Source organism: Nonomuraea sp. ATR24, from assembly GCF_041950485.1.
GTDB classification, from domain to species: Bacteria; Actinomycetota; Actinomycetes; order Streptosporangiales; family Streptosporangiaceae; genus Nonomuraea; species Nonomuraea ceibae.
Genome location: NZ_JBGNUU010000010.1, coordinates 247,413 through 266,157 on the forward strand (window position 1 = coordinate 247,413; position 18,745 = coordinate 266,157).

Consider the following 18,745-nt stretch of genomic DNA (forward strand, 5'->3'; position numbering starts at 1 on the left):
ATCGAGCCGACAATCACCGCTCCCGGTAATCGGCCGCCACCCCGATCAGCGAGATCAGGCCCGAGGCGAACTCCATCGCCTCCTGGTGACCCTCGCTGAACGGCGGCTGGAAGCCGACGCCCTCCCATCTCCGCGTCTCCGGGTTCCACAGGTCGCTGCCGACCTCGAAGTCCCAGCCGTAGATGCCGAAGTCGTACCAGAGCTCGTCGGCCGAGTTGCCGGCGGCCGAGTAGAGCACGTCGGTCACCGGGCCGGTCTGCTGCGGCCAGGTGACGGTGCCGCGCTCGGCGGCGATGGCCTCCTCGATCGTGCGGGCCGAGCGCAGGAAGTACGCCTCCTCCTGGGCGGTCGGGCGGGGCAGCGTGACGCGGCCGTCGAGCTTGTACGCGCCGGGCGGCCACATGAAGTAGCCGCCGTAGCTGTGCACGTTCATGGCGAACTTGATGTTGCGGTACTTCTGCGCGAGCCAGATGACGTTGCGGCTCTCCGGCTCGGAGTGCTCGGCCGGACCCGCGTAGTTGCCGCTCTGGCAGTTGGCGGAGGCGCCGAAGTAGCCGTCGTGCAGCGATCCGGCCGCGTAGTTGCGGTTGACGTCCACGCCCCAGGTGTTGCGCTGCGCCGGGTCGGCCTGCTGGGCGGGGCAGTGGTTGGTCATGTTCTTACGCTGGGAGTTGAAGTCGTAGAAGCTGTAGTTGGCGCCGTCGGGGTTGACGGTCGGCACGATGAACACGTCGGTGCGCTGGAGCAGCTTGCGGGTGGCGGGGTCGCGCGCGTAGTTGCGCAGCAGCCGCTCGGCGGCCTCGATGGTGACGAGCGGCGTCACCCACTCCCTGGCGTGCTCCTGGGCGTAGGCGAGGACGCCGGTGCGCGAGCCGTCGCGGTGCACGCCGATGCGCAGCGCGAGCACCCTGGCGGGCTTGCGGGAGACGTCGGCGGGCGCCTTGAGGAAGTCGCTGAGCTGGGTGAGCGCCACCGGCGCCATGACCCCGGCGCCCGGGTCGCCCCTGTAGGTGGAGGCGCGCAGCCCGGGGGTGGCGTCGAGCGCGGCGGCCACCTGGGCGGCCGTGCTGGTGGGCGTCCCGGAGCCGTCGGTGGCCAGGCTGACCGTGACGCGCTTGCCGTCCGCCCGCACGTCGAGCGCGCGGTCGGGCGCTCCCGGGTCGACGAGCTCGACGGCCAGGTCGTTGCCGCCTTCGGACCCGTACGCGCGTGAGGTGACGACGACGGCGGAGCCGGGGACGGCGCCGAGCAGCGCCTGGGCGTGGCGGCGGTAGCCGTTGGTCAGGTGCGGCAGCTCGACGATGTCGGTGAGCCGGGGGAAGCTGCGGTGCAGGGCCTTGATGCGCTCGTTGAGCTGCGCGGGCGGCATGTACTGGGTGATGAAGTCCTTCTGGTAGCGGTGACCGGTGCGGTCGGGGCGCTCGCCGTCGGGCCACTCGCTGACGCGGGCCTGCGCGGTGCCGCCGGTCGCGGAGGTGACCGTGACCCAGTCGGGCCGGGTGTCCACCGGCGCCGGGGTGGCGAACTGGTGTCCCAGGTAGGCGCCCGCGTCGAGGTAGGGCACCATGGCGACCTCGCCGGTCGCGCCGCGCCTGCCCTTCCAGGTGGCGGTGAGCGCCGCCGCGCCGCCGGCGCTGCTGGACGCCTCGACCGACAGGAAGTAGCCGTCGCGGGACTTGAACCAGACGGCCCGCTCGATGACGATCTGGTCCCGTGCGGTGGCGGTGGCGGCAGGCTTGGGGGCCGGCGTGCCCGTGGCCAGGGTCGCGCCGAGCGGTCGGAGCGCCGCGAGCTGGGTCGGCGTCACCACCGCGTCGACCTGGATGCTGCCGTCGGCCTGGGGCCGCACCCGCTCGGTGAGGTCGGCTCCGGCCGCGACCAGCCGGTCCATCGCCGCGCGGTCCGGAACGGAGAGTGTGACCAGCGAGACGGGCTCGGGGTCGGTGGGCCCGGCGACCGCCGGGATGGACGGTTCGGCCGTCACGAACGTGGTGAGAACGACGGTCAGGACAACTGCGGCTGCCCGTAGGGCTCGCATCGGCTCCTCCTGGGGATCACCCGTATGAGGATCATTGAAAGCCGACAAGGACGAACCGGCAAGACTCACACCTTGCGACGCTCCGGCGACCTGCGGAAGGATCTCCCAATCAACCCCCCGCCGTTTTTGGAGCGCCGTCGTGGACTCACAGGAGAGCATCGGCCGGTTCGGCTACCGCCAGGAGTTACGCCGTGGGGTCGGCCTGACCGATCTGGTGTTCTATGGCCTGATCTTCATGGTGCCCATCGCGCCATTCGCAATCTTCGGTCTGGTCTACGAGCGTTCAGGTGGTATGCCGGTATTGGTATACCTCGTCGGCATCATCGCGTTGCTGTTCACCGCGAACTCGTACGCCCAGATGGTCAAGGCGTTCCCGCTTTCTGGATCGGTCTACAACTACGCCGGGCGCGGCATCGCGGCGCCTGTCGGGTTCATGACGGGCTGGGCGATCCTGCTCGACTACCTGCTCGCGCCGAGCCTGCTCTACCTGATCGCGTCCATCGCCATGAACGCCAGCATCCCGGCGGTGCCCGTGTGGGCCTGGCTGATCATCTTCGTGACGGTCAACACGGTGATCAACCTGCGCGGCATCCGCATGACGATCAAGCTCACCAAGGTGATGATCGTCGCCGAGCTGGCCGTGCTGGCCCTGTTCCTGCTGGCCGGGCTCTGGGCGCTGCTCAACGGGGCGGGCCGCGGGTTCAGCCTGACCCCGCTGTTCAACCCCGAGACCTTCTCCTGGCCGATCGTGTTCGCCGCCGTGTCGGTGGCCGTGCTGTCGTTCCTCGGCTTCGACGGCATCAGCATGCTGGTCGAGGAGTCGACCGGCGGTTCGGAGCAGGTGGGCCGGGCGATGCGGCTGGCGCTCGTCCTGGCGGGCGTGCTGTTCATCACCCAGGTGTGGGTGGCCGCCCTGCTCGCGCCCGAACCGCTCAACTCCGACACCGCCTTCTACGACGCGGCGGCCATCGCGGGGGGCGAATGGCTGCGGCATCTCACCACCACCGCCACCGCGATCTCCTGGGGTGTGGCCAACACCCTGGTCGCCCAGGTCGCGGTCTCGCGCCTGCTGTACGCGATGGCCCGCGACCGGCAGCTCCCGGCGTTCCTGGCCCGCATCTCGGTGCGCAACTCGGTGCCCGCCAACGCCATCCTGCTCGTGTCGGTGCTGTCGGTCGGCATCGGGCTGTGGATGTCGACCGTCGACGGCGGCGTCGACCTGCTCACCAGCCTGATCAACATGGGCGCGCTGGTCGCCTTCATCGTCCTGCACGTCTCCGTCGTCGTGCACTACACGGTCCGCCTGAAGTCGGCCAACCGCTGGGCCCACCTGGCCGCGCCGCTCATCGGCATGGCGATCCTGGTCTTCGTGGTGATCAACGCCAACATCCTCGCCCAGATGGTGGGCCTCGTCTGGCTCGGCGTCGGCGCGGTCGTGCTGGCGATCCTGTACGCCATGGGGCGCCGTCCCACGCTGCGCGATTCGGTCAAGGAGCCGGCGTGACCCGGCAGCCGCTCCACCACGACCTGTTCCTGATCGCGCACGACAAGTCGGGCAAGCCGCTGGCCCACCGGTCGGCGACGTCACTGGCGCTGGCCGGGGCGGTGCTGATCGACCTGGTGCTCGCCGAGCACGTGAGCGTCGCCGCGGGCTCGGCCGCCGTCACCGGCCGCGCCGCCACCGGCGACGCGGTGGCCGACGACCTCCTGAACGTGATCGCCGCCGACCGCATCGGCCACGACCCGCCGTACTGGGTCAGGAGCCTGGCCGAGAACGTGTACGACCGCACCCGCGACGCGCTGACCGCCGCGGGCCTGCTGGTGCCGGTGACCCGCCGCCGCCTGGGCATGCTGCCCTACGTCCGCCACGAGCCCGCCGACATCGCCCTGCTGGTACGGGCCTCCGCCGGGGTGCGGTCGGCGGCCGAGGGCCGCAAGAGCCCCGACGCGCGCAGCGCCGCGCTGTGCGGCCTGGTGGCCGTGCTCCAGATCGAGGCCGCGCTCTACCTCGGCCTGCCGTCGCTCAACGAACGGCTGCGCGCCCTCGCCACCGGCCACTCGCCGCTGGTCAAGGAGCTGGTCGGCATGGTCGACACGCTCGTGCAGGAAGCCGCCGTCGCCGTCTACAGGTGACCCCCGGCCGCAGGTGTCAACGGCTCTCCCCGTGGTACGTGTACGGCAACCGACACGGGGGGACACCATGGCCGAGCTCCTGACGGACGAGGAGATCGACACGGCGCTGGCGGGCCTGGAGGGCTGGTGCCGCGACGGCACGGCGCTGACCAGGGACATCCCGATCACGCCTGACAACTTCGACTGGCTGCGCCAGGCGGTGACGAACGAGGCCGAGGCGCTGGACCACCATCCGGAGATCGAGCGCACCGACTCCGGCATCCGCTTCCGCCTGTCGACCCACAGCGCGGGCGGGGTGACCGCCAAGGACGTCGAGCTGGCCGCGCACATCGACCAGGTCGTCGACGGCGCGGCCCGCGACCGGGGCTGACGCCCGGCTCACCCGAGCACGGACTCGATCGCCTCGACCGCGGCGGCCCGGTGCCCGGCCAGCAGCGCCACCGCGCCCTCGGCGTCGCGGCGGCGCAGCAGGTCGAGCGTGGCCCGGTGCTCCTCGATGACCCGCCGCCGGTTGGCCTCCTCGGCGTAGTAGACCGAGCGGTAGGCGTCGGTCGAGTCCCACAGCGTCCTGATCAGCCGCACCAGGCGCGGCAGCCCCGCGCACTCGAAGATCGCCATGTGGAAGCGCCGGTTGGCCTCGGCCATGGCCAGCACGTCGGCGGCCTCGGCGGCCCGCTCGACCTCGGCCTGCGCCGCCTCGGCCGCCGCCAGCCCGGCGTCGGTGAGCCGCCCGACCGCTCGCCGGACGGCCTCGGCCTCCAGCAGGTCGCGGATGAGATAGACCTCGCGCAGGTCGTCGAGCGAGAGCTGCTCGACGTAGTAGCCCCGGTGCGCTCGATGGCCGACCAGGCCCTCGCCCTGCAGCGTCTTGAGCGCCTCGCGCAGCGGGACGCGGCTCACGTCGAGCTCGTCGGCCAGCACCTCCTGCCGGATCGGCTCGCCCGGCCGCAGGCGGCCGGTGGTGATGGCCCGCCTGAGCTCCTCCAGGACGAACTGCTGAGCCGTGGGCGGCCGGCGAGAGGTCATTGGCCCAATATCCCACGGACCCACTGCTCGTCCCGGCCCAGCTCGGGCGGGTCCAGCCGGTAGGCGGGCGGCGTCACGTCCAGGCCGATCGGGTTGGCCACCTGCCCGTCCGCCAGCGGCTCCAGCCCCAGCTCGGCGGCGAGCGCGAAGGCCTCGGCCAGGTCGTTGATCGGCCCGCACGGCACCCCGGCGGGCGTCAGCGCGGCGAACCAGTCGTCGGCGCCCCGCGTGGCCAGCGTCGCGTTCAGCTCGGCGACCAGCTCCTCGCGGTGTGCCACCCGGCCGGCGTTCGTGCCGAACCGCTCGTCGGCCGCCAGGTCGGGCCGCTCCAGCACCCCGCACAGCGCCCGGAACTGCCGGTCGTTGCCCGCCGCGATGACGATCGGCCTGTCGGCCGCCCGGAACACCTCGTACGGCACGATGCTCGGATGCCGGTTGCCCATGGCCTTCGGCACCACCCCGGCGGCGGCGTACGCGGAGGCGTGGTTGGTCAGCGCGGACAGCAGCGACGACAGCAGCGACACCGTCACCCGCTGCCCCTGCCCGGTGGCGTCGCGGTGGCGGAGCGCGGCCAGCACGCCGAGCGCCGCGTGCAGCCCGGTGATCACGTCGACCAGCGCGACGCCCGCCTTCGTGCCCGGCCCGTCAGGCTCGCCGGTGACGCTCATCAGCCCGCCCACGGCCTGCGCGATCAGGTCGTAGCCCGGCAGCTCGGCGCCCTTGCCGGTGCCGAACCCGGTCACCGAGCAGTAGACCAGCCCCGGGTTGAGCCCGCGCAGCCTGTCGTAGCCGAGGCCGAGTCGGTCCATCGTGCCCGGCCGGAAGTTCTCCACGAGTACGTCGGCGCGCGCGGCCAGCGCCGTGGCCACCTCCAGGCCGGCGGGGTCGCGCAGATCGAGGGCGATCGAGCGCTTGTTGCGGTTGACGGCCAGGTAATAGGTCGCCACCCCGTCGGCGTCGTGCGGCGGCCCCCACGAGCGGGTGTCGTCCCCGCCGCCGGGCCGCTCGACCTTGACCACGTCCGCGCCGAGGTCGGCGAGCAGCATCGTGGCGTACGGCCCGGCCAGGACCCGGCTGAAGTCGGCGATCAGCAGCCCGTTCAACGCCCCGCCCATGGCTACGCCCCTCTTCCTGTGACATATTTGGATTTTGGATCCAAAATACAGGAAGGGCTTCGCCGTGCATCCCTCGACGCTGTTCGCCATCGACGGCCTCCTCACCGACGAGGAACGCGACATCCGCAAAGCCGTGCGCCAGGTCTGCGACAAGGAGATCCGCCCGCACATCGCCGAATGGTTCGACACCGGCGAGCTGCCCGCCCGCGAACTGGCCCGCACCCTCGGCTCGGTCGGCGTCCTCGGCATGCACCTCGACGGCTACGGCTGCGCCGGGCTGGGCGCCGTCTCGTACGGGCTCGCCTGCCTGGAGCTGGAGGCCGCCGACTCCGGCCTGCGCAGCCTCGTCTCGGTGCAGGGCTCGCTCGCCATGTACGCCATCTGGAAGTACGGCAGCGAGGAGCACAAGCGCGAATGGCTGCCCCCGATGGCCGCCGGCGAGCGCATCGGCTGCTTCGGCCTGACCGAGCCCGACTTCGGCTCCGACCCCGGCGGCATGCGCACCACCGCCAGGCGCGACGGCTCCGACTGGGTGCTCAACGGCGCCAAGATGTGGATCACCAACGGCTCCGTGTCCGACGTCGCCGTCGTCTGGGCGCGGACCGACGACGGCGTCCGCGGCTTCCTCGTCCCGGCGGGCACCCCCGGCTTCACCGCCCACGACCTGAAGCGGAAGGTGTCCCTGCGCGCCAGCGTCACCAGCGAGCTCGTCCTCGACGACGTACGCCTGCCCGCCGACGCCATGCTGCCCGGCGCGCGCGGCCTGTCCGGCCCGCTCGGCTGCCTCAACGAGGCCCGGTACGGCATCGTGTTCGGCGCGATGGGCGCGGCGCTCGACTGCCTGGAGACCGCCCTGGACTACGCCGGCTCCCGCGAGGTGTTCGCCCGCCCGCTCGCCTCCTACCAGCTCACCCAGGAGAAGCTCGCCGACATGACCCTGGAGCTCGGCAAGGGCCTGCTCCTCGCCCTCCACCTCGGCCGCCTCAAGGAAGCCGGCGCCATCACCCCCGAACAGATCAGCGCCGGCAAGCTCAACAACGTGCGCGAGGCCCTGGACATCGCCCGCACCTGCCGCACGATCCTCGGCGCGAGCGGCATCACGCTGGAGTACCCGGTCATCAGGCACGCGGTCAACCTGGAATCGGTGCTCACCTACGAGGGCACCTCGGAGATCCACACCCTCGTCCTCGGCAAGGCCCTCACCGGCCTGCCCGCCTTCCACTAGAGCCGCGTACACCGCCTCCGTCCCATAGGCGTCTATAGGCAGTTAGATCCCTCTATCTGCTGGAGACGCATGATGCGCGTCCACTTATCAGCCGCAGCCCTTCTCGCCGCCTCGGCGGTGTTCCCGGCGGTCGTCGCCGTGCCGGCGGACGCCGGGAGCGCGCCCAAGGGGGTGCCCGGGGGCGCGGTGTCCGTACGCGTGGTGAAGATCGTGGACGGGGGCACGATCGACGTCACGCGCGGCGCCACCAAGCTCCGCGTCCGCCTCCTGGAGGTCGACACCCCCGAACGCGGCCAGTGCTGGTCGAAGACCGCCACGTCGAGGACGGCCACGCTGCTGCCCCTCGGCAAGGTCGCCTACCTCGTGGCCGACAAGGACCCCAAGGACCGGTACGGCCGCTGGCTCTACTACGTGTGGAACGCCAAGGGCGTACACGTCAACCGCAACCTCGTCCGCTACGGCTACGGCAGGGCGGTCCTCTACCGGCCCAACGACCGCTACATCAAGGTCATGCGCGCCGAGCAGAAGAAGGCCCAGCGGGAGCGGCTGCGCATCTGGTCCGGCACGTGCGACCGGACCGGCGCCTCCCCCACGCCCACGCCCACCCCGACTCCGGCCCCGACTCCGGCCCCGACCAAGCCGCAGCCGGACACCCGCACCGATCCGCGGTTCCGCACCTGCGGCGACGCCAACCGCGCCGGCTACGGCCCGTACTACCGGGGCCAGGACCCCGAGTACGCCTGGTACCAGGACCGCGACGGCGACGGCGTGGTCTGCGAGCGCTGAACCGGCTCAGCCGGCGAGCGTTTCCTGGACGGCCCGGGTGATGCGGCCGCGGATCGGGCGCGGGGCGGCAGGCAGGAGGGCGGGCAGGTCGGTGCGGCGGGCCTGGAGGAAGCCGGCGTTGAGGTTGGAGAACAGCGAGAGCGTGTGCGTGACCTGGTAGGGCTCCAGGCCGCTCCCGGCGAGCAGCTCCCGCATCGCCGACAGCGGGACCGGCCGGTAGCCGACCGGCCGGCCGAGCACCTCGCCCAGCACGTCCGCGATGTCCTGCCCGCCGATCGCCTCGACGCCTTCCAGCTCGTACGTCCTGCCCGCGTGGCGGCTGGGGCGGCCCGCGGCGAGGTCCCGGTGGATGTCGGCGGCGACCCGTACGGCGACGTCGGCCAGGTCCTCCTTGGCGACGACCGACACCTTGCCGGCCCCGAACGGCGCGGCGAACACGCCGCTCTGCCCGGCGGACGCGGCGGCGGTGGCGGCCAGTCCGACGGGGACCTCGCCGTAGAGGCCGTTGCGCAGGATCGTCACGTCGAACGGGGCCGCGGCCAGGCGTGACTCGGTCCAGCGGTGCGGCAGCGCGATCGTCATCAGGTCGCCGGAGGCCGCCAGGCTGGTGTAGACGACGTGCCGGACGCCCGCGGCCTCGGCCGCATCGGCCACGGCGCCGTGGCGGGCGAGCACGACGTCGTCCTCGGCGTAGCCGGCCGAGACGAACACGAGGACGTGCGCGCCGCGGAACCCGTCGGCGAGCGACGCCGGGTCGTCGAAGTCGATCCGGCGCGCGCTCACCCCGTCACCCGCGCGGGTGCCGCCGACCACCTCGATGCCGTCCTGGCCGGTGAGGCCGCGGTGGATCAGGCCGCCGAGACCGCCGGAGACACCGGTGACGAGAATCATCTGCTGCTCCTTGCTGTTGACATGTGGTGCAGATTCATCCACACCGGACGGCAGGCCCATAAGGAGGCACTTTCGTGTCAGCCACGAACACCGCGATAAGCCCGCAGGTCAGCGGCCCGTGCGGCGACGACGACTGCGGGATCCGCGACGTGCTCGACCGGCTCGGCGACCGGTGGACGGTGCTGGTGCTGGTCGAGCTGGCCAAGGGCACGCGCCGCTTCCGCGAGCTGGAGCGGGCCATCCCCGGCATCTCCCAGCGGATGCTGACGGTGACCACCAAGAGGCTGTGCCGTGACGGCCTGGTCGAGCGGACCGTCTACCCGACCATCCCGCCGCGCACCGACTACCGGCTGACCGAGATGGGCGCGAGCCTGGCGGGCATGGTGTCGGCGCTGGCCGACTGGTCCCGCGACCACAAGGACGCCATCGCCGCCGCGCGTGACGACTGGGACCGGCTTGCGTAACTTGCGGGTTACGTAACCCGTAGGCTACAAAGGGCGGGTGAGAACGGGAGTGTTCGAGGCGCTGGCCGACCCGGTCCGGCGCAGGCTGCTGGAGCTGGTGGCCGAGCGCGAGCGTACGGCCGGCGAGCTGGCCGGGGAGTTCGAGACCAGCCGCCCGGCCGTGTCCAAGCACCTGCGGGTGCTGCGTGAGGCCGGGCTCGTCACGTACCGGAACGAGGCGCAGCGCCGCCTCTACCGGCTGGACCCGGGCCCGTTGGAGGAGGCGGGCGCCTGGATCGAGCGCACCAGGAGCAACTGGGCCGGCCGCCTCGACTCCCTCGAACGCCACCTCGACCGGCTGGAGGACACCTGACCATGCACGACGACACCGCCCCCGCCCCGGACGACCGGCGCGGCACCCTCGGCCTCGGGCCGGACGGCGAGTGGCAGATCCGGTTCGAGCGCCGCCTGCCGCACCCGCCGGCCCGGGTCTGGTCCGCCCTGACCGACCCCGCCCAGCAGGGCGAATGGCTTCCCGGCGTGACCCTCCGGCCGGAGCCCGGCAGCACGGTGACCTTCGACTTCGGCGACGAGGGCCGGGCGGAGGGCGCGGTCCTCGCGGTCGAGCCCGGCCGGCTCGTCGAGCACACCTGGCTCTGGCCAGGCGAGCCCGAGTCACGGGTGCGCTGGGAGCTCTCCCCCGACGGCGACGGCACCCGCCTCGTGCTGCTGCACCGCCCGGTGCGCCGCGAGCCGGCGGCCGACTACCGCACCGGCTGGCACGCCATGCTCGACTCCCTGCACTCCCACCTCACCGCCTCGGCGACCCCATCTACCCCTGCAGCCCCCGATACCGATTCCGCTCCAGGAACGCCCCCTGCCCCGTGGCCAGCCTGAGCGCCGCGTCGGCCACCAGCGCGGGGATCTCCGGATGGATGTGCGCGACATGCGGCGGCACCCACGACCGGTCATGCAGCCGCGGATGCCCGGGCTGGGACGACAACGCCGTGAGCACGAACACCAACGGCGCCCAGATCGTCCGGAACCGCAACCCGATCCGGTTCCCCGTCACGTCGTCGACCATGTGAATCTGGAACAGGTCGGCGGTGTCCATGTCGCAGAACTCGGCCCGCCCCCACGCGAAATGCGCCCACATATCGGGATGCGTGAAATGAGCGCCCTGCGTGGTGACGGTCAACGGCCCCGCCCCGTCGACCACCCACTGCCCCTGCGCCTCCGCCACCGCCTTGCTCTTCCGCAGGGCGTTGGCCGCCTCGTTGACCGCATGCGCCGCGATCACGAACGACAGCGACCCGAAGGCGAACATGTTGCTCCGCCGGTACGCGACCGGGCTCTGCGGCTTCCATAGGTGCCGCTGCGCCGGAGCCACGAGCAGCGCCCGCTCCCCCGGCTCCAGCCGCGCCGGACTCGGCACGAACGGCCGCGACGCCAGCTCGTCCGCCGTCCTGACAGCCAGCAGCCCACACATGAACGACCAGTCCTGCGGCCCGATGACAGGCGGAGGAGGCGGCACGTATCGCACAGAAGGTCCTACCTGGGGGGGTATGCGAGACAGTCTGCCGCGATCATACTGACCCGACCCGCGCTCCACATGACTGCCGAGCAGGTAGCCGGGTTCGTCGGAGTCTCTGTCCGCGGCCTCGTGGTGACCCTTCCCCGCGCGCCGCACGCGGCTCCGAGTCGGATCACCACGGCCGGTCAGTCGACGGGCGCGAAGCCGCCGGCCGGGCCGGGCTCGTAGGTGATGCTGCTCGTGTTCACCCACGTGCCCATGTCGGAGTAGGTCGACGCGCCGCCGCCCTGGTAGTACTTCCACGGGCCGTAGCGCCAGGCACATCCGGTGCTGGCGCAGACCTGCACCTTCAGCCGGAAGGTTCCTGTCGTGTTCCCGTTGTCACAGTCGATCCAGGCGGAGTGCAGGTCAGCTCCCCAGCCCTTGACACACGTCACGGCCTGCGCCGGGGCCGTGGCCAGGGCGAGTGTGAGAGCGGTCGGGAGAGCGAGGGTCGAGGCGATGATCACGTGCCGTAACTTCATGCGGTGGTCCCCTTCTGCCTGAGGAGTTCCGATAGGAAGTGACGCCTTGGTCAGCTTGCAGTGGATCACGACAGGGGGCAAGCATTACTTACCGCATTGGGCAATTGGGACAATAAGTCCTCAATTTCCGGCCTCTACGCTGGGCTCATGCCGCCGTGTCTCGACGTCTACGTCTGGCTCCCAGAGTGCAGCTCCGAGGTCCTCGGGCGATTCATCGAGAGCTACGTCAAAGCGACCGATGACGACGAGCGGCTCCACACCCACATCCGGGCTCACACCCAAGGCGGCGCGGACGACGTTTCCACGCTCTATCTCAAGGCTCGCGACCATTACCAGGCGAGCATCACGTTCACCCGTGACGGAGCGACCGTCCTCGGTCTCAGCGTCGACGCCCCGGACGACCTGCCGGAAACGCTCAGGCTGGCGGAACAGCTCATGGAACAGCTCCGGCAGCAGTTCGCCGCCCCTGCCGGATGCGCGGGCGTCGAATTACCGCCGGCAGGCGACCGCTCCGAATGGCACGAAGAAGCATTGGTGCTGCTCCGCACCGGCGAGCTCACTTTCTGATCCTCCACGGCACGGCGGGTAGCCACCGGTGACCGTTTCTGTCATTACCGACTGGCAGCATGTGGGCGTGATCGCGACTGCCGCTGACTATGCCTGGTTCACCTACAACCGATTCATGTACGACGCGTACACCGACCTCCGGGACGCATACTGTTTCACCCTCGTCCGCGGACTGACACCTGAGCAGGTCCTGGCCCGGACCGATGCCGAACGCTTTCCGCCCGTGGGGCTCAAGGGCCTGATCAAGGCAGCGTTTTCTGACCTCGGTAGACCCCGCACCGGATATAGCCACTTCTTCGGGGTCACACTCGTCGACGACTGGGCGTTCATCGTCGAACCCAACGGCTTCATGGGCGTCATGCCCGGCGTCGCCGCACGATTGTCAGCGGGCACCCGGCTGGTGTCCCATTTCCGCAATGTCAACGGACAGGAAGACTTCCTCTGGATGGAAGACGGCCAGGAGCGCCTGGCCTTGGAGCCAAGCTTCTCCGACATCGAGTCCTACAACACATGGGAAGAGGAATTCAGCGAGATCGGACGGCACGTCGGATTCGACGACGACCACAGCAGTGAGTCGTTCTTCGCGATGGCCGAGTACCTGACCGGGGTCAAGGTGACGCCAGAACTGCTGGAGCAGTCGGTCTACCTGTGTGGGGTCGCGCCCTACTCCCGACAATAGAGCGTTTCGTGATCTCCGACGCTCCGTCCACCCACCTGTGGGAACCTGTCGACCAAGGGCCTGAGCAGGAGTTACGGTTGCGACCGGCTTTCGTCGTTTCTCTCTGTTCTTGGCCATCCCACGGAACAGCGACGGAACAGGGCAGGAGATTGCTTCATGGCGATCCCGAAGAAGGGCTCGCGGCTCATCAGCGTAGACGGCTCTCCATTCCGCTGGCGCGTCCGTCGTAAGCCCACGTACTGCCAGGGGAACAGCTGGGGCCCGATGACGTTCGCCGTGCAATTGGTCGACGGCTCGGGTCGCGTGCTCCTGGTGTCGCTGCCCTGCTCACGGCCGGACGCGTGGTGGGGAGAACGCACGATGGCCATACGGCCGGCGCTCGTGACGGCGACCATACGCACGGGTGGTGGACGGTGGTCGTAGTGAGTCCGTGTGAGGGGATGCCGCTGTCACCACTTTTGCCGGGCCTGCGCGATCGTTCCGTTCCGTAGGACTATGTTCCTCATGTCAGTGACCGAGTTCGCCGGCGTGTCCAAGGACAAGGACCATGGCATCACGTCCCGAGGGGGACCGTACGAGTTCTGGACCGAGGACGGTGCCCATGTCTACCTTCACGACACCGACTTCAGGCGCCTGACCTACAGGCCCGGCAGGCCGCCGACGCTGGAACTGGAGTTCGTCTACGACCCGCAGTGGACTCCACCTGAACTGTCGAAGACGCCTGTCGTGGTCTTCCGGTTCGAAGACGTCCGCCTCGTCGAATGGATCGAGGACCAAGAGGGCCATGACTGTGTTGCCGCCAACCCTGAGGTCCCACCAGGGCAGGTCGGGCAGTTCGACTGGGACGGCACCGACATGTTCACCTTGGACACCTTCATACTGCGCTTGCTCTTTCACGCGTCGCGAGCAGCGGTGACCGTACACGCGAAGTAGAGGCCGGCCAAGCACGCACAATCTGCCCTTCATCCCACCGCCTGGCAAGGACCCTCGACAACGCAGGCGCCACATCAGTTCCGCCACTACTACGGCAGCGTCATGCTGGCAGGCGGCGTCTCAGTCCGAGAACTCGCCGAATACCTCGGCCACGCCGGCCCTCCGCGTCTACGCCCACATGATGCCCGGCTCCCACGACCGAGCCCGCAAGGCCATCGACGACCGACTGCGGAGTTCTCGCACGTCAGCCCTCTACTTGGCCAGGTGCCGGCTGATCACCAGGCGCTGGATCTGGTTGGTGCCCTCGAAGATTTGCATGATCTTGGCCTCGCGCATGTATCGCTCGACCCGGAACTCACGCGTGTACCCGTACCCGCCGAAGACCTGCACAGCGTCCGTCGTCACCTTCATCGCCGTGTCGGTGGCCACCAGCTTGGCCACCGAGGCCTGGCGGCTGTACGGGAGGCCGGCGTCGCGGCGGCGGGCGGCGTCCAGGTAGGCGGCGCGGGCGCAGTCGACCCCGGCGGCCATGTCGGCGAGCAGGAAGCCGAGCCCCTGGTGGTCGATGATCTTCTTGCCGAAGGTCTGGCGTTCCTTGGCGTAGGCGACGGCCTCGTCGAGGGCGGCCTGGGCGAGGCCGGTGGCGCAGGCGGCGATGCCGAGGCGGCCGGAGTCGAGGGCGCTGAAGGCGATCTGCAGCCCCTGTCCTTCCTCGCCGAGGAGGCGGTCGTCCTCCAGGAAGGCGCCGTCCCAGTGGGCGCTGGTGGTGGGGATGGCGTGCAGGCCCATTTTCTCCTCGGGGCGGCCGAACGTGAGCCCGTCCGCGGCGCCGGGGGCGAGGAAGCAGGAGATGCTCCGGTCGCCGGTGCGGGCGAAGAGGGCGTAGAAGTCGGCGATGCCGCCGTGGGTGATCCAGGCTTTGTTGCCGGTGACGCGGTAGCCGCCTTCGACGCGGTCGGCGCGGCAGGTGAGGGCGCCGGCGTCGGAGCCGGCCTGGGGCTCCGACAGGCTGTAGCCGCCGATGAGCCGCCCGGCGAGCATCTCGGGGAGCCAGCGTTCGCGCTGTTCGGGCGTGCCGTAGGTGAAGACGGGGAAGCAGGCCAGCGTGTGGACGCTGGTGGCGACGGCGACGGCGGCCCAGCGGGCGGCGAGCTCCTCGATGACCTGGAGGTAGACCTCGTACGGCTGGCCGCCGCCGCCGTACTCCTCGGGGTAGGGCAGGCCGAGCAGCCCGGCCTCGCCGAGGGTCGCGAACAGCCCTTCGGGGTAGGTCTCGGCGCGCTCGTGTTCGTCGACGCGGCGGGCGAGCTCCTTGTCGGCGATGTCGCGGGTGAGGTCGATGAGGTCGCGGGCGTCCTGGTCCGGCAGCAGGCGGTCAACGGTCACGGCATCTCCCGGGTGGAGGCGGTCGGCGAGGACGAGACGGCCGGGGCGGGCAGCTGGGCGAGTGCCTTGGCGGCCCGCTCGCGGAACTCGGCGACGCGGGCGAGCTTGATGTCCTCGTACCCGCGGATGACCTCCGGCAACGCGGCCAGTTCGGCGACGGCGTCGGCGGTGGCGGGGGTGAGCCGGGTGAGCGCGTCTCGCATGAGATCACGGTATTCGGTGACCAGCTCCCGTTCGACCCGGCGGACGCGGGCGTAGCCGAAGACGTCGAGGGCGGTGCCGCGCAGCAGGCGGGCGGCGCGCAGGCCGTGGAAGACGGGGGCGGCGGTGCGCGTCAGGCGGATCTTGCGCTTCATGCCGAGGGCGCGCAGCAGCGGCGGGTGGAGGAGCACGGAGACGACGGCGTCGGGGCCGTACTCCTGTTCGCGTCTGGCCCGTTCGGCGGGGTCGAGGTGGAGGCGGGCGACCTCGTACTCGTCCTTGTAGGCCATGAGTTTGTGCAGGCCGCGGGCGTAGGCGAGGCCGATGCGGGCGCCGGCCTCCTCGCCGGCGCGTTCGACGGCGCGGGCGGTCAGGCGGCGGACCTCGTCGGCGTACGTGCGGGCGTAGGTGGCGTTCTGGTAGCCGGTCAGGTCGGCGACGCGGACGGCCAGCACCTCGTCGAGGCTCGGTTCGGCGGCGTCGGGGGCGGTGGGGGGATCGACGACCGTGGCGCGGCCCCAGCGGAAGGCGGCCAGGTTCTGCTCGACGGCGGCCTTGTTGAGCCGGATGGCCTGTTCGATGGCGTCGGCCGAGACGGGGATGCAGCCGTGCTGGTAGGCGGCGCCGATGAGCACCATGTTGGCGGGCATGTGGTCGTCGAAGAGGGATTCGGACAGGCCGTGCGCGTCCACGTACAGGTTGTCGGCCTGCCGGGTGGCGGATTCGACGCGGGCGAGCGCGCCGTCGGCGGAGCCGAGCCGGTCGCGGCCGGTGACCATGGCGGCGGTGGGCACGACGGTGGTGTTGATCACGGCGATGGTGCGGTCGGGCGTGGCGACGGCCAGGTTGGCGTCGGCGGCGGCGCCGAGCAGGTCGAAGCCGATCAGCACGTCGGCGGTGCCGTTCGCGGCGCGGACGGAGCCGGTGATCGGGTCCGGCGAGATGCGGACGTCGCTGACGACCGGCCCGCCCTTCTGCGCGAGCCCGGTCTGCTCCAGCCCGGCGGCGTGCAGGCCGTCGAGGTGGGCGGCCATCTGCAGGATCTGCGAGACGGTGACGACGCCGGTGCCGCCGATGCCGGGCATCCTGATCAGCACGGACCGCCCGGCGAACCGCATCACGGGCTCGGGCAGCGAGGCGGGTGGCTGCGGCACCGGGCGTGCGCGCTTGGTTCCCGGCTTGACCAGCAGGAACGACGGGCAGTCGCCCTTGAGGCAGCTCAGGTCGGAGTTGCAGGACGGCTGGTGGATGCGCGTCTTGCGCCCGAACTCGGTCTCCACCGGCTGAACCGACAGGCAGGTGGACACCTCCCCGCAGTCGCCGCATCCTTCGCAGACCCGCTCGTTGACGACGACCTTCTCGACGGCGACGGGCAGTTTGCCGCGCTTGCGCAGCCGCCGTTCCTCGGCCGCGCACCGGTCGTCGTGGATCAGCACGGTCACCCCGTCGAGCGCGGCGAGCTCCCGTTCCACGTCGGGGAGGTCGTCGCGGTGCCTGACGGTGGCGATCGGGTCGAGCGTGATGTTCCTGTACGTCTCGGGCTCGGGGGTGGTGACGACGACGCGCCGTACCCCTTCGACGGCGAGCGCCCGCGTCAGCGCGGGCACGTCCAGGCGGCCCTCGGCGCGCTGGCCGCCGGTCATGGCGACGGCGTCGTTGTAGAGGAGTTTGTACGTGATCGTCACCCCGGCGGCGACGGCGGCCCTGATGGCGAGGGAGCCGGAGTGGTGGAAGGTGCCGTCGCCGAGGTTCTGGACGAAGTGGCGGTCCTCGGTGAAGGGGGCCAGGCCGATCCACTGGGCGCCCTCGCCGCCCATCTGGGTGATGCCGACCTGGTGGCCGCGCCCGCTGCCGTCCAGCGCGATCATCGCGTGGCAGCCGATGCCGACGCCGACCAGCGTGTCGTCGGAGGCGCGGGTGGAGGTGTTGTGCGGGCAGCCCGAGCAGAAGTACGGCGTCCGCGCCGCGACGACGGGCAGCAGCGGCCGGCGCTTGGGAGGAGCGGCGGCGGGGGCCGCGGTGGCCCGCGGCAGCCGGTCGGGGCCGAGGCACGCGGCGACGGCCGAGGCGACGGCCTCCGCGCCGAGGGTGCCGCGCGCGGTGAGCAGCTCGCGGCCCGTCTCGTCGGTGCGCCCGACGACGACGGGGGTGCGTTCGCCGCCGTACAGCGCCTGCTTGAGCTGGCCCTCGATGAACGGCACCTTGTCCTCGACCACGAGCACCCGCTCCAGGTCGGCGGTCATGGCGACGAGCTCGGCGGCCTCCAGCGGGTACGGCATCCCGAGCCGGACGAGCCGGACGCCGAGCGCTTCGAGGTCCTGCTCGCCCACGCCGAGGTCGGCCAGCGCGCGCAGCACCACCTGGTAGGAGGTGCCGGAGGCGACGATGCCGAGCGTGGCGCGCGAGGAGGAGGCGGTGACCCGGTTCAGCCCGGTCGCCTTGGCGTAGGCGCGGGCCAGGTCGAGCCGCCGGGTGAGCATGTCGTGCTCGGCGTCGAGCGAGGCGGGGCCGACGAGGATCGGCGGCGGCCCGGCGTCGGCGCGTGCGGGGGCGGGGATGCCGGCGCGCAGGCTGTCGAGGTCCACGGTGGCGGAGGCGTCGGCCACGTCGGCGAGGATCTTCAGGCCGGTCCACAGGCCGGTGGCCCGCGACAGCGCGACGGCGTGCAGGCCGAACTCGATGATCTCGGCGACGGTGCCGGGGGCGAGCAGCGGCATGGCGAGGCTCTGGCACATCGGCTCGCACGAGCTGGGCACGGTGGAGGACTTGCTGCCCGGGTCGTCGCCGATCCAGGCCACGGCTCCGCCGAGCGCGGCGGTGCCGGCCACGTTCCCGTGCCGGATGGCGTCGGCGGCCCGGTCCAGGCCGGGGTTCTTGCCGTACCAGAAGCCGGTGACCCCGGCGTGGCGGCGGCCGGGGAGCTCGCGCAGGAGCTGGGTGCCGGCGACGGCGGTGGCGGCCAGCTCCTCGTTGAGGCCCGGCTGGAACACCACGCCCGCCTCGTCGAGGAAGCGCCGGGCGCGGGCCATCTCCAGGTCGACCCCGGCGAGCGGGGAGCCCTGGTAGCCGGAGACGAAGACGCGGGTGTCGAGGCCGCGTCCGGTGTCGAGGCGGCGCTGCTCCAGGGTGAGGCGGACCAGGGCCTGGATGCCGGAGATCAGCACCCGGCCGCTCTCGGCGGCGTATCTGTCGTCGAGGGACACACTCACGCGTTCCTCCAGGCGGTCGTGCGGTGGGGGACCCCAAGCACAGCAACGCATCCCT

Annotated in this window: 19 protein-coding genes; 11 read left to right on the forward strand and 8 right to left on the reverse strand. The window is 71.2% G+C overall.

Annotated features, from left to right (window positions below; genetic code table 11):
* Nucleotides 1-13: 13 nt before the first annotated feature.
* Complete coding sequence (locus ACBI99_RS24985; protein ID WP_375073612.1) at nucleotides 14-2,038, reverse strand: M14 family zinc carboxypeptidase; 2,025 nt, start codon at nucleotides 2,036-2,038, stop codon at nucleotides 14-16.
* A gap of 139 nt (nucleotides 2,039-2,177) precedes the next feature.
* Between ACBI99_RS24985 and ACBI99_RS24990 the strand changes: the two genes are divergently transcribed.
* From ACBI99_RS24990 to ACBI99_RS25000, 3 genes are all read left to right on the forward strand, one after another.
* The gene (locus ACBI99_RS24990; protein WP_219508534.1) at nucleotides 2,178-3,542 is read left to right on the forward strand and encodes an APC family permease; all 1,365 of its coding nucleotides are present in this window, start codon (nucleotides 2,178-2,180) and stop codon (nucleotides 3,540-3,542) included.
* The gene (locus ACBI99_RS24995) at nucleotides 3,539-4,171 is read left to right on the forward strand and encodes a GPP34 family phosphoprotein (protein WP_357583348.1); all 633 of its coding nucleotides are present in this window, start codon (nucleotides 3,539-3,541) and stop codon (nucleotides 4,169-4,171) included. The genes ACBI99_RS24990 and ACBI99_RS24995 overlap by 4 nt, the downstream gene beginning before the upstream one ends.
* Before the next feature lie 67 nt (nucleotides 4,172-4,238).
* Complete coding sequence (locus ACBI99_RS25000; RefSeq protein ID WP_375073613.1) at nucleotides 4,239-4,541, forward strand: 4a-hydroxytetrahydrobiopterin dehydratase; 303 nt, start codon at nucleotides 4,239-4,241, stop codon at nucleotides 4,539-4,541.
* Between the two features lie 8 nt (nucleotides 4,542-4,549).
* On the opposite strand, the gene ACBI99_RS25005 is transcribed toward ACBI99_RS25000, so the two are convergent.
* Nucleotides 4,550-5,197: a GntR family transcriptional regulator gene (locus ACBI99_RS25005; RefSeq protein ID WP_219508531.1), complete on the reverse strand. Its 648-nt coding sequence runs from the start codon at nucleotides 5,195-5,197 to the stop codon at nucleotides 4,550-4,552.
* Nucleotides 5,194-6,312 carry a CaiB/BaiF CoA-transferase family protein gene (locus tag ACBI99_RS25010; RefSeq protein WP_219508530.1) on the reverse strand — a complete coding sequence of 373 codons (1,119 nt, stop codon included), beginning with the start codon at nucleotides 6,310-6,312 and terminating at the stop codon, nucleotides 5,194-5,196. The genes ACBI99_RS25005 and ACBI99_RS25010 overlap by 4 nt, the downstream gene beginning before the upstream one ends.
* A 31-nt stretch (nucleotides 6,313-6,343) precedes the next feature.
* On the opposite strand from ACBI99_RS25010, the gene ACBI99_RS25015 reads away from it, so the two are divergent.
* Together ACBI99_RS25015 and ACBI99_RS25020 are read left to right on the forward strand one after the other, a co-directional pair.
* Nucleotides 6,344-7,537 (forward strand): acyl-CoA dehydrogenase family protein, encoded by a 1,194-nt coding sequence (locus tag ACBI99_RS25015; protein WP_375073649.1) that lies wholly within the window; start codon nucleotides 6,344-6,346, stop codon nucleotides 7,535-7,537.
* Nucleotides 7,538-7,606: 69 nt separating this feature from the next.
* The gene (locus tag ACBI99_RS25020; RefSeq protein ID WP_375073614.1) at nucleotides 7,607-8,323 is read left to right on the forward strand and encodes a thermonuclease family protein; all 717 of its coding nucleotides are present in this window, start codon (nucleotides 7,607-7,609) and stop codon (nucleotides 8,321-8,323) included.
* 6 nt (nucleotides 8,324-8,329) lie between these two features.
* Here the strand turns inward: ACBI99_RS25020 and ACBI99_RS25025 are convergent, their stop codons facing one another.
* The gene (locus tag ACBI99_RS25025) at nucleotides 8,330-9,214 is read right to left on the reverse strand and encodes an NmrA family NAD(P)-binding protein (RefSeq protein WP_375073615.1); all 885 of its coding nucleotides are present in this window, start codon (nucleotides 9,212-9,214) and stop codon (nucleotides 8,330-8,332) included.
* Nucleotides 9,215-9,288: 74 nt separating this feature from the next.
* Here ACBI99_RS25025 and ACBI99_RS25030 point away from each other — a divergent pair, with 74 nt between their 5' ends.
* The 3 genes from ACBI99_RS25030 to ACBI99_RS25040 are packed head-to-tail and all read left to right on the forward strand — an operon-like array spanning nucleotide 9,289 to nucleotide 10,554.
* Nucleotides 9,289-9,678, forward strand: coding sequence for a helix-turn-helix domain-containing protein (locus ACBI99_RS25030; RefSeq protein ID WP_308125918.1), 390 nt, complete (start codon nucleotides 9,289-9,291; stop codon nucleotides 9,676-9,678).
* Between the two features lie 37 nt (nucleotides 9,679-9,715).
* A complete protein-coding gene (locus ACBI99_RS25035) occupies nucleotides 9,716-10,030 on the forward strand; it encodes a metalloregulator ArsR/SmtB family transcription factor (protein WP_308125917.1) in 315 nt (104 codons plus the stop codon).
* Nucleotides 10,031-10,032: 2 nt separating this feature from the next.
* Nucleotides 10,033-10,554, forward strand: a complete 522-nt coding sequence (locus ACBI99_RS25040; RefSeq protein ID WP_375073616.1) for an SRPBCC domain-containing protein — start codon at nucleotides 10,033-10,035, stop codon at nucleotides 10,552-10,554.
* On the opposite strand, the gene ACBI99_RS25045 is transcribed toward ACBI99_RS25040, so the two are convergent.
* Complete coding sequence (locus ACBI99_RS25045) at nucleotides 10,490-11,146, reverse strand: hypothetical protein (RefSeq protein ID WP_375073617.1); 657 nt, start codon at nucleotides 11,144-11,146, stop codon at nucleotides 10,490-10,492. The two genes, ACBI99_RS25040 and ACBI99_RS25045, sit on opposite strands and share 65 nt — an antisense overlap.
* A 230-nt stretch (nucleotides 11,147-11,376) precedes the next feature.
* A complete protein-coding gene (locus ACBI99_RS25050; RefSeq protein WP_375073618.1) occupies nucleotides 11,377-11,715 on the reverse strand; it encodes a hypothetical protein in 339 nt (112 codons plus the stop codon).
* Between the two features lie 147 nt (nucleotides 11,716-11,862).
* Here ACBI99_RS25050 and ACBI99_RS25055 point away from each other — a divergent pair, with 147 nt between their 5' ends.
* From ACBI99_RS25055 to ACBI99_RS25065, 3 genes are all read left to right on the forward strand, one after another.
* Complete coding sequence (locus tag ACBI99_RS25055; RefSeq protein WP_375073619.1) at nucleotides 11,863-12,282, forward strand: hypothetical protein; 420 nt, start codon at nucleotides 11,863-11,865, stop codon at nucleotides 12,280-12,282.
* A 28-nt stretch (nucleotides 12,283-12,310) separates the two neighbouring features.
* Nucleotides 12,311-12,961, forward strand: a complete 651-nt coding sequence (locus ACBI99_RS25060) for a DUF6461 domain-containing protein (RefSeq protein WP_375073620.1) — start codon at nucleotides 12,311-12,313, stop codon at nucleotides 12,959-12,961.
* A gap of 504 nt (nucleotides 12,962-13,465) precedes the next feature.
* Nucleotides 13,466-13,894, forward strand: a complete 429-nt coding sequence (locus ACBI99_RS25065) for a hypothetical protein (protein WP_375073621.1) — start codon at nucleotides 13,466-13,468, stop codon at nucleotides 13,892-13,894.
* A 252-nt stretch (nucleotides 13,895-14,146) separates the two neighbouring features.
* Here ACBI99_RS25065 and ACBI99_RS25070 read toward each other — a convergent pair whose 3' ends face one another.
* Nucleotides 14,147-15,280: an acyl-CoA dehydrogenase family protein gene (locus ACBI99_RS25070; protein ID WP_357583335.1), complete on the reverse strand. Its 1,134-nt coding sequence runs from the start codon at nucleotides 15,278-15,280 to the stop codon at nucleotides 14,147-14,149.
* Nucleotides 15,277-18,741: an indolepyruvate ferredoxin oxidoreductase family protein gene (locus ACBI99_RS25075; RefSeq protein ID WP_375073622.1), complete on the reverse strand. Its 3,465-nt coding sequence runs from the start codon at nucleotides 18,739-18,741 to the stop codon at nucleotides 15,277-15,279. The genes ACBI99_RS25070 and ACBI99_RS25075 overlap by 4 nt, the downstream gene beginning before the upstream one ends.
* Nucleotides 18,742-18,745 lie beyond the last annotated feature (4 nt).

Excerpts from the sequence above, each read along its gene's own strand:
- ACBI99_RS25045 (WP_375073617.1), bottom strand. The coding sequence starts at position 11,146 with ATGTGTGGGCTGCTGGCTGTCAGGACGGCGGACGAGCTGGCGTCGCGG.
- ACBI99_RS25010 (WP_219508530.1), bottom strand. The coding sequence starts at position 6,312 with ATGGGCGGGGCGTTGAACGGGCTGCTGATCGCCGACTTCAGCCGGGTC.
- ACBI99_RS25050 (WP_375073618.1), bottom strand. The coding sequence starts at position 11,715 with ATGAAGTTACGGCACGTGATCATCGCCTCGACCCTCGCTCTCCCGACC.
- ACBI99_RS25020 (WP_375073614.1), top strand. The coding sequence starts at position 7,607 with ATGATGCGCGTCCACTTATCAGCCGCAGCCCTTCTCGCCGCCTCGGCG.
- ACBI99_RS25025 (WP_375073615.1), bottom strand. The coding sequence starts at position 9,214 with ATGATTCTCGTCACCGGTGTCTCCGGCGGTCTCGGCGGCCTGATCCAC.
- ACBI99_RS25005 (WP_219508531.1), bottom strand. The coding sequence starts at position 5,197 with ATGACCTCTCGCCGGCCGCCCACGGCTCAGCAGTTCGTCCTGGAGGAG.
- ACBI99_RS24985 (WP_375073612.1), bottom strand. The coding sequence starts at position 2,038 with ATGCGAGCCCTACGGGCAGCCGCAGTTGTCCTGACCGTCGTTCTCACC.
- ACBI99_RS25075 (WP_375073622.1), bottom strand. The coding sequence starts at position 18,741 with ATGCGTTGCTGTGCTTGGGGTCCCCCACCGCACGACCGCCTGGAGGAA.
- ACBI99_RS25000 (WP_375073613.1), top strand. The coding sequence starts at position 4,239 with ATGGCCGAGCTCCTGACGGACGAGGAGATCGACACGGCGCTGGCGGGC.
- ACBI99_RS25040 (WP_375073616.1), top strand. The coding sequence starts at position 10,033 with ATGCACGACGACACCGCCCCCGCCCCGGACGACCGGCGCGGCACCCTC.
- ACBI99_RS25065 (WP_375073621.1), top strand. The coding sequence starts at position 13,466 with ATGTCAGTGACCGAGTTCGCCGGCGTGTCCAAGGACAAGGACCATGGC.
- ACBI99_RS25055 (WP_375073619.1), top strand. The coding sequence starts at position 11,863 with ATGCCGCCGTGTCTCGACGTCTACGTCTGGCTCCCAGAGTGCAGCTCC.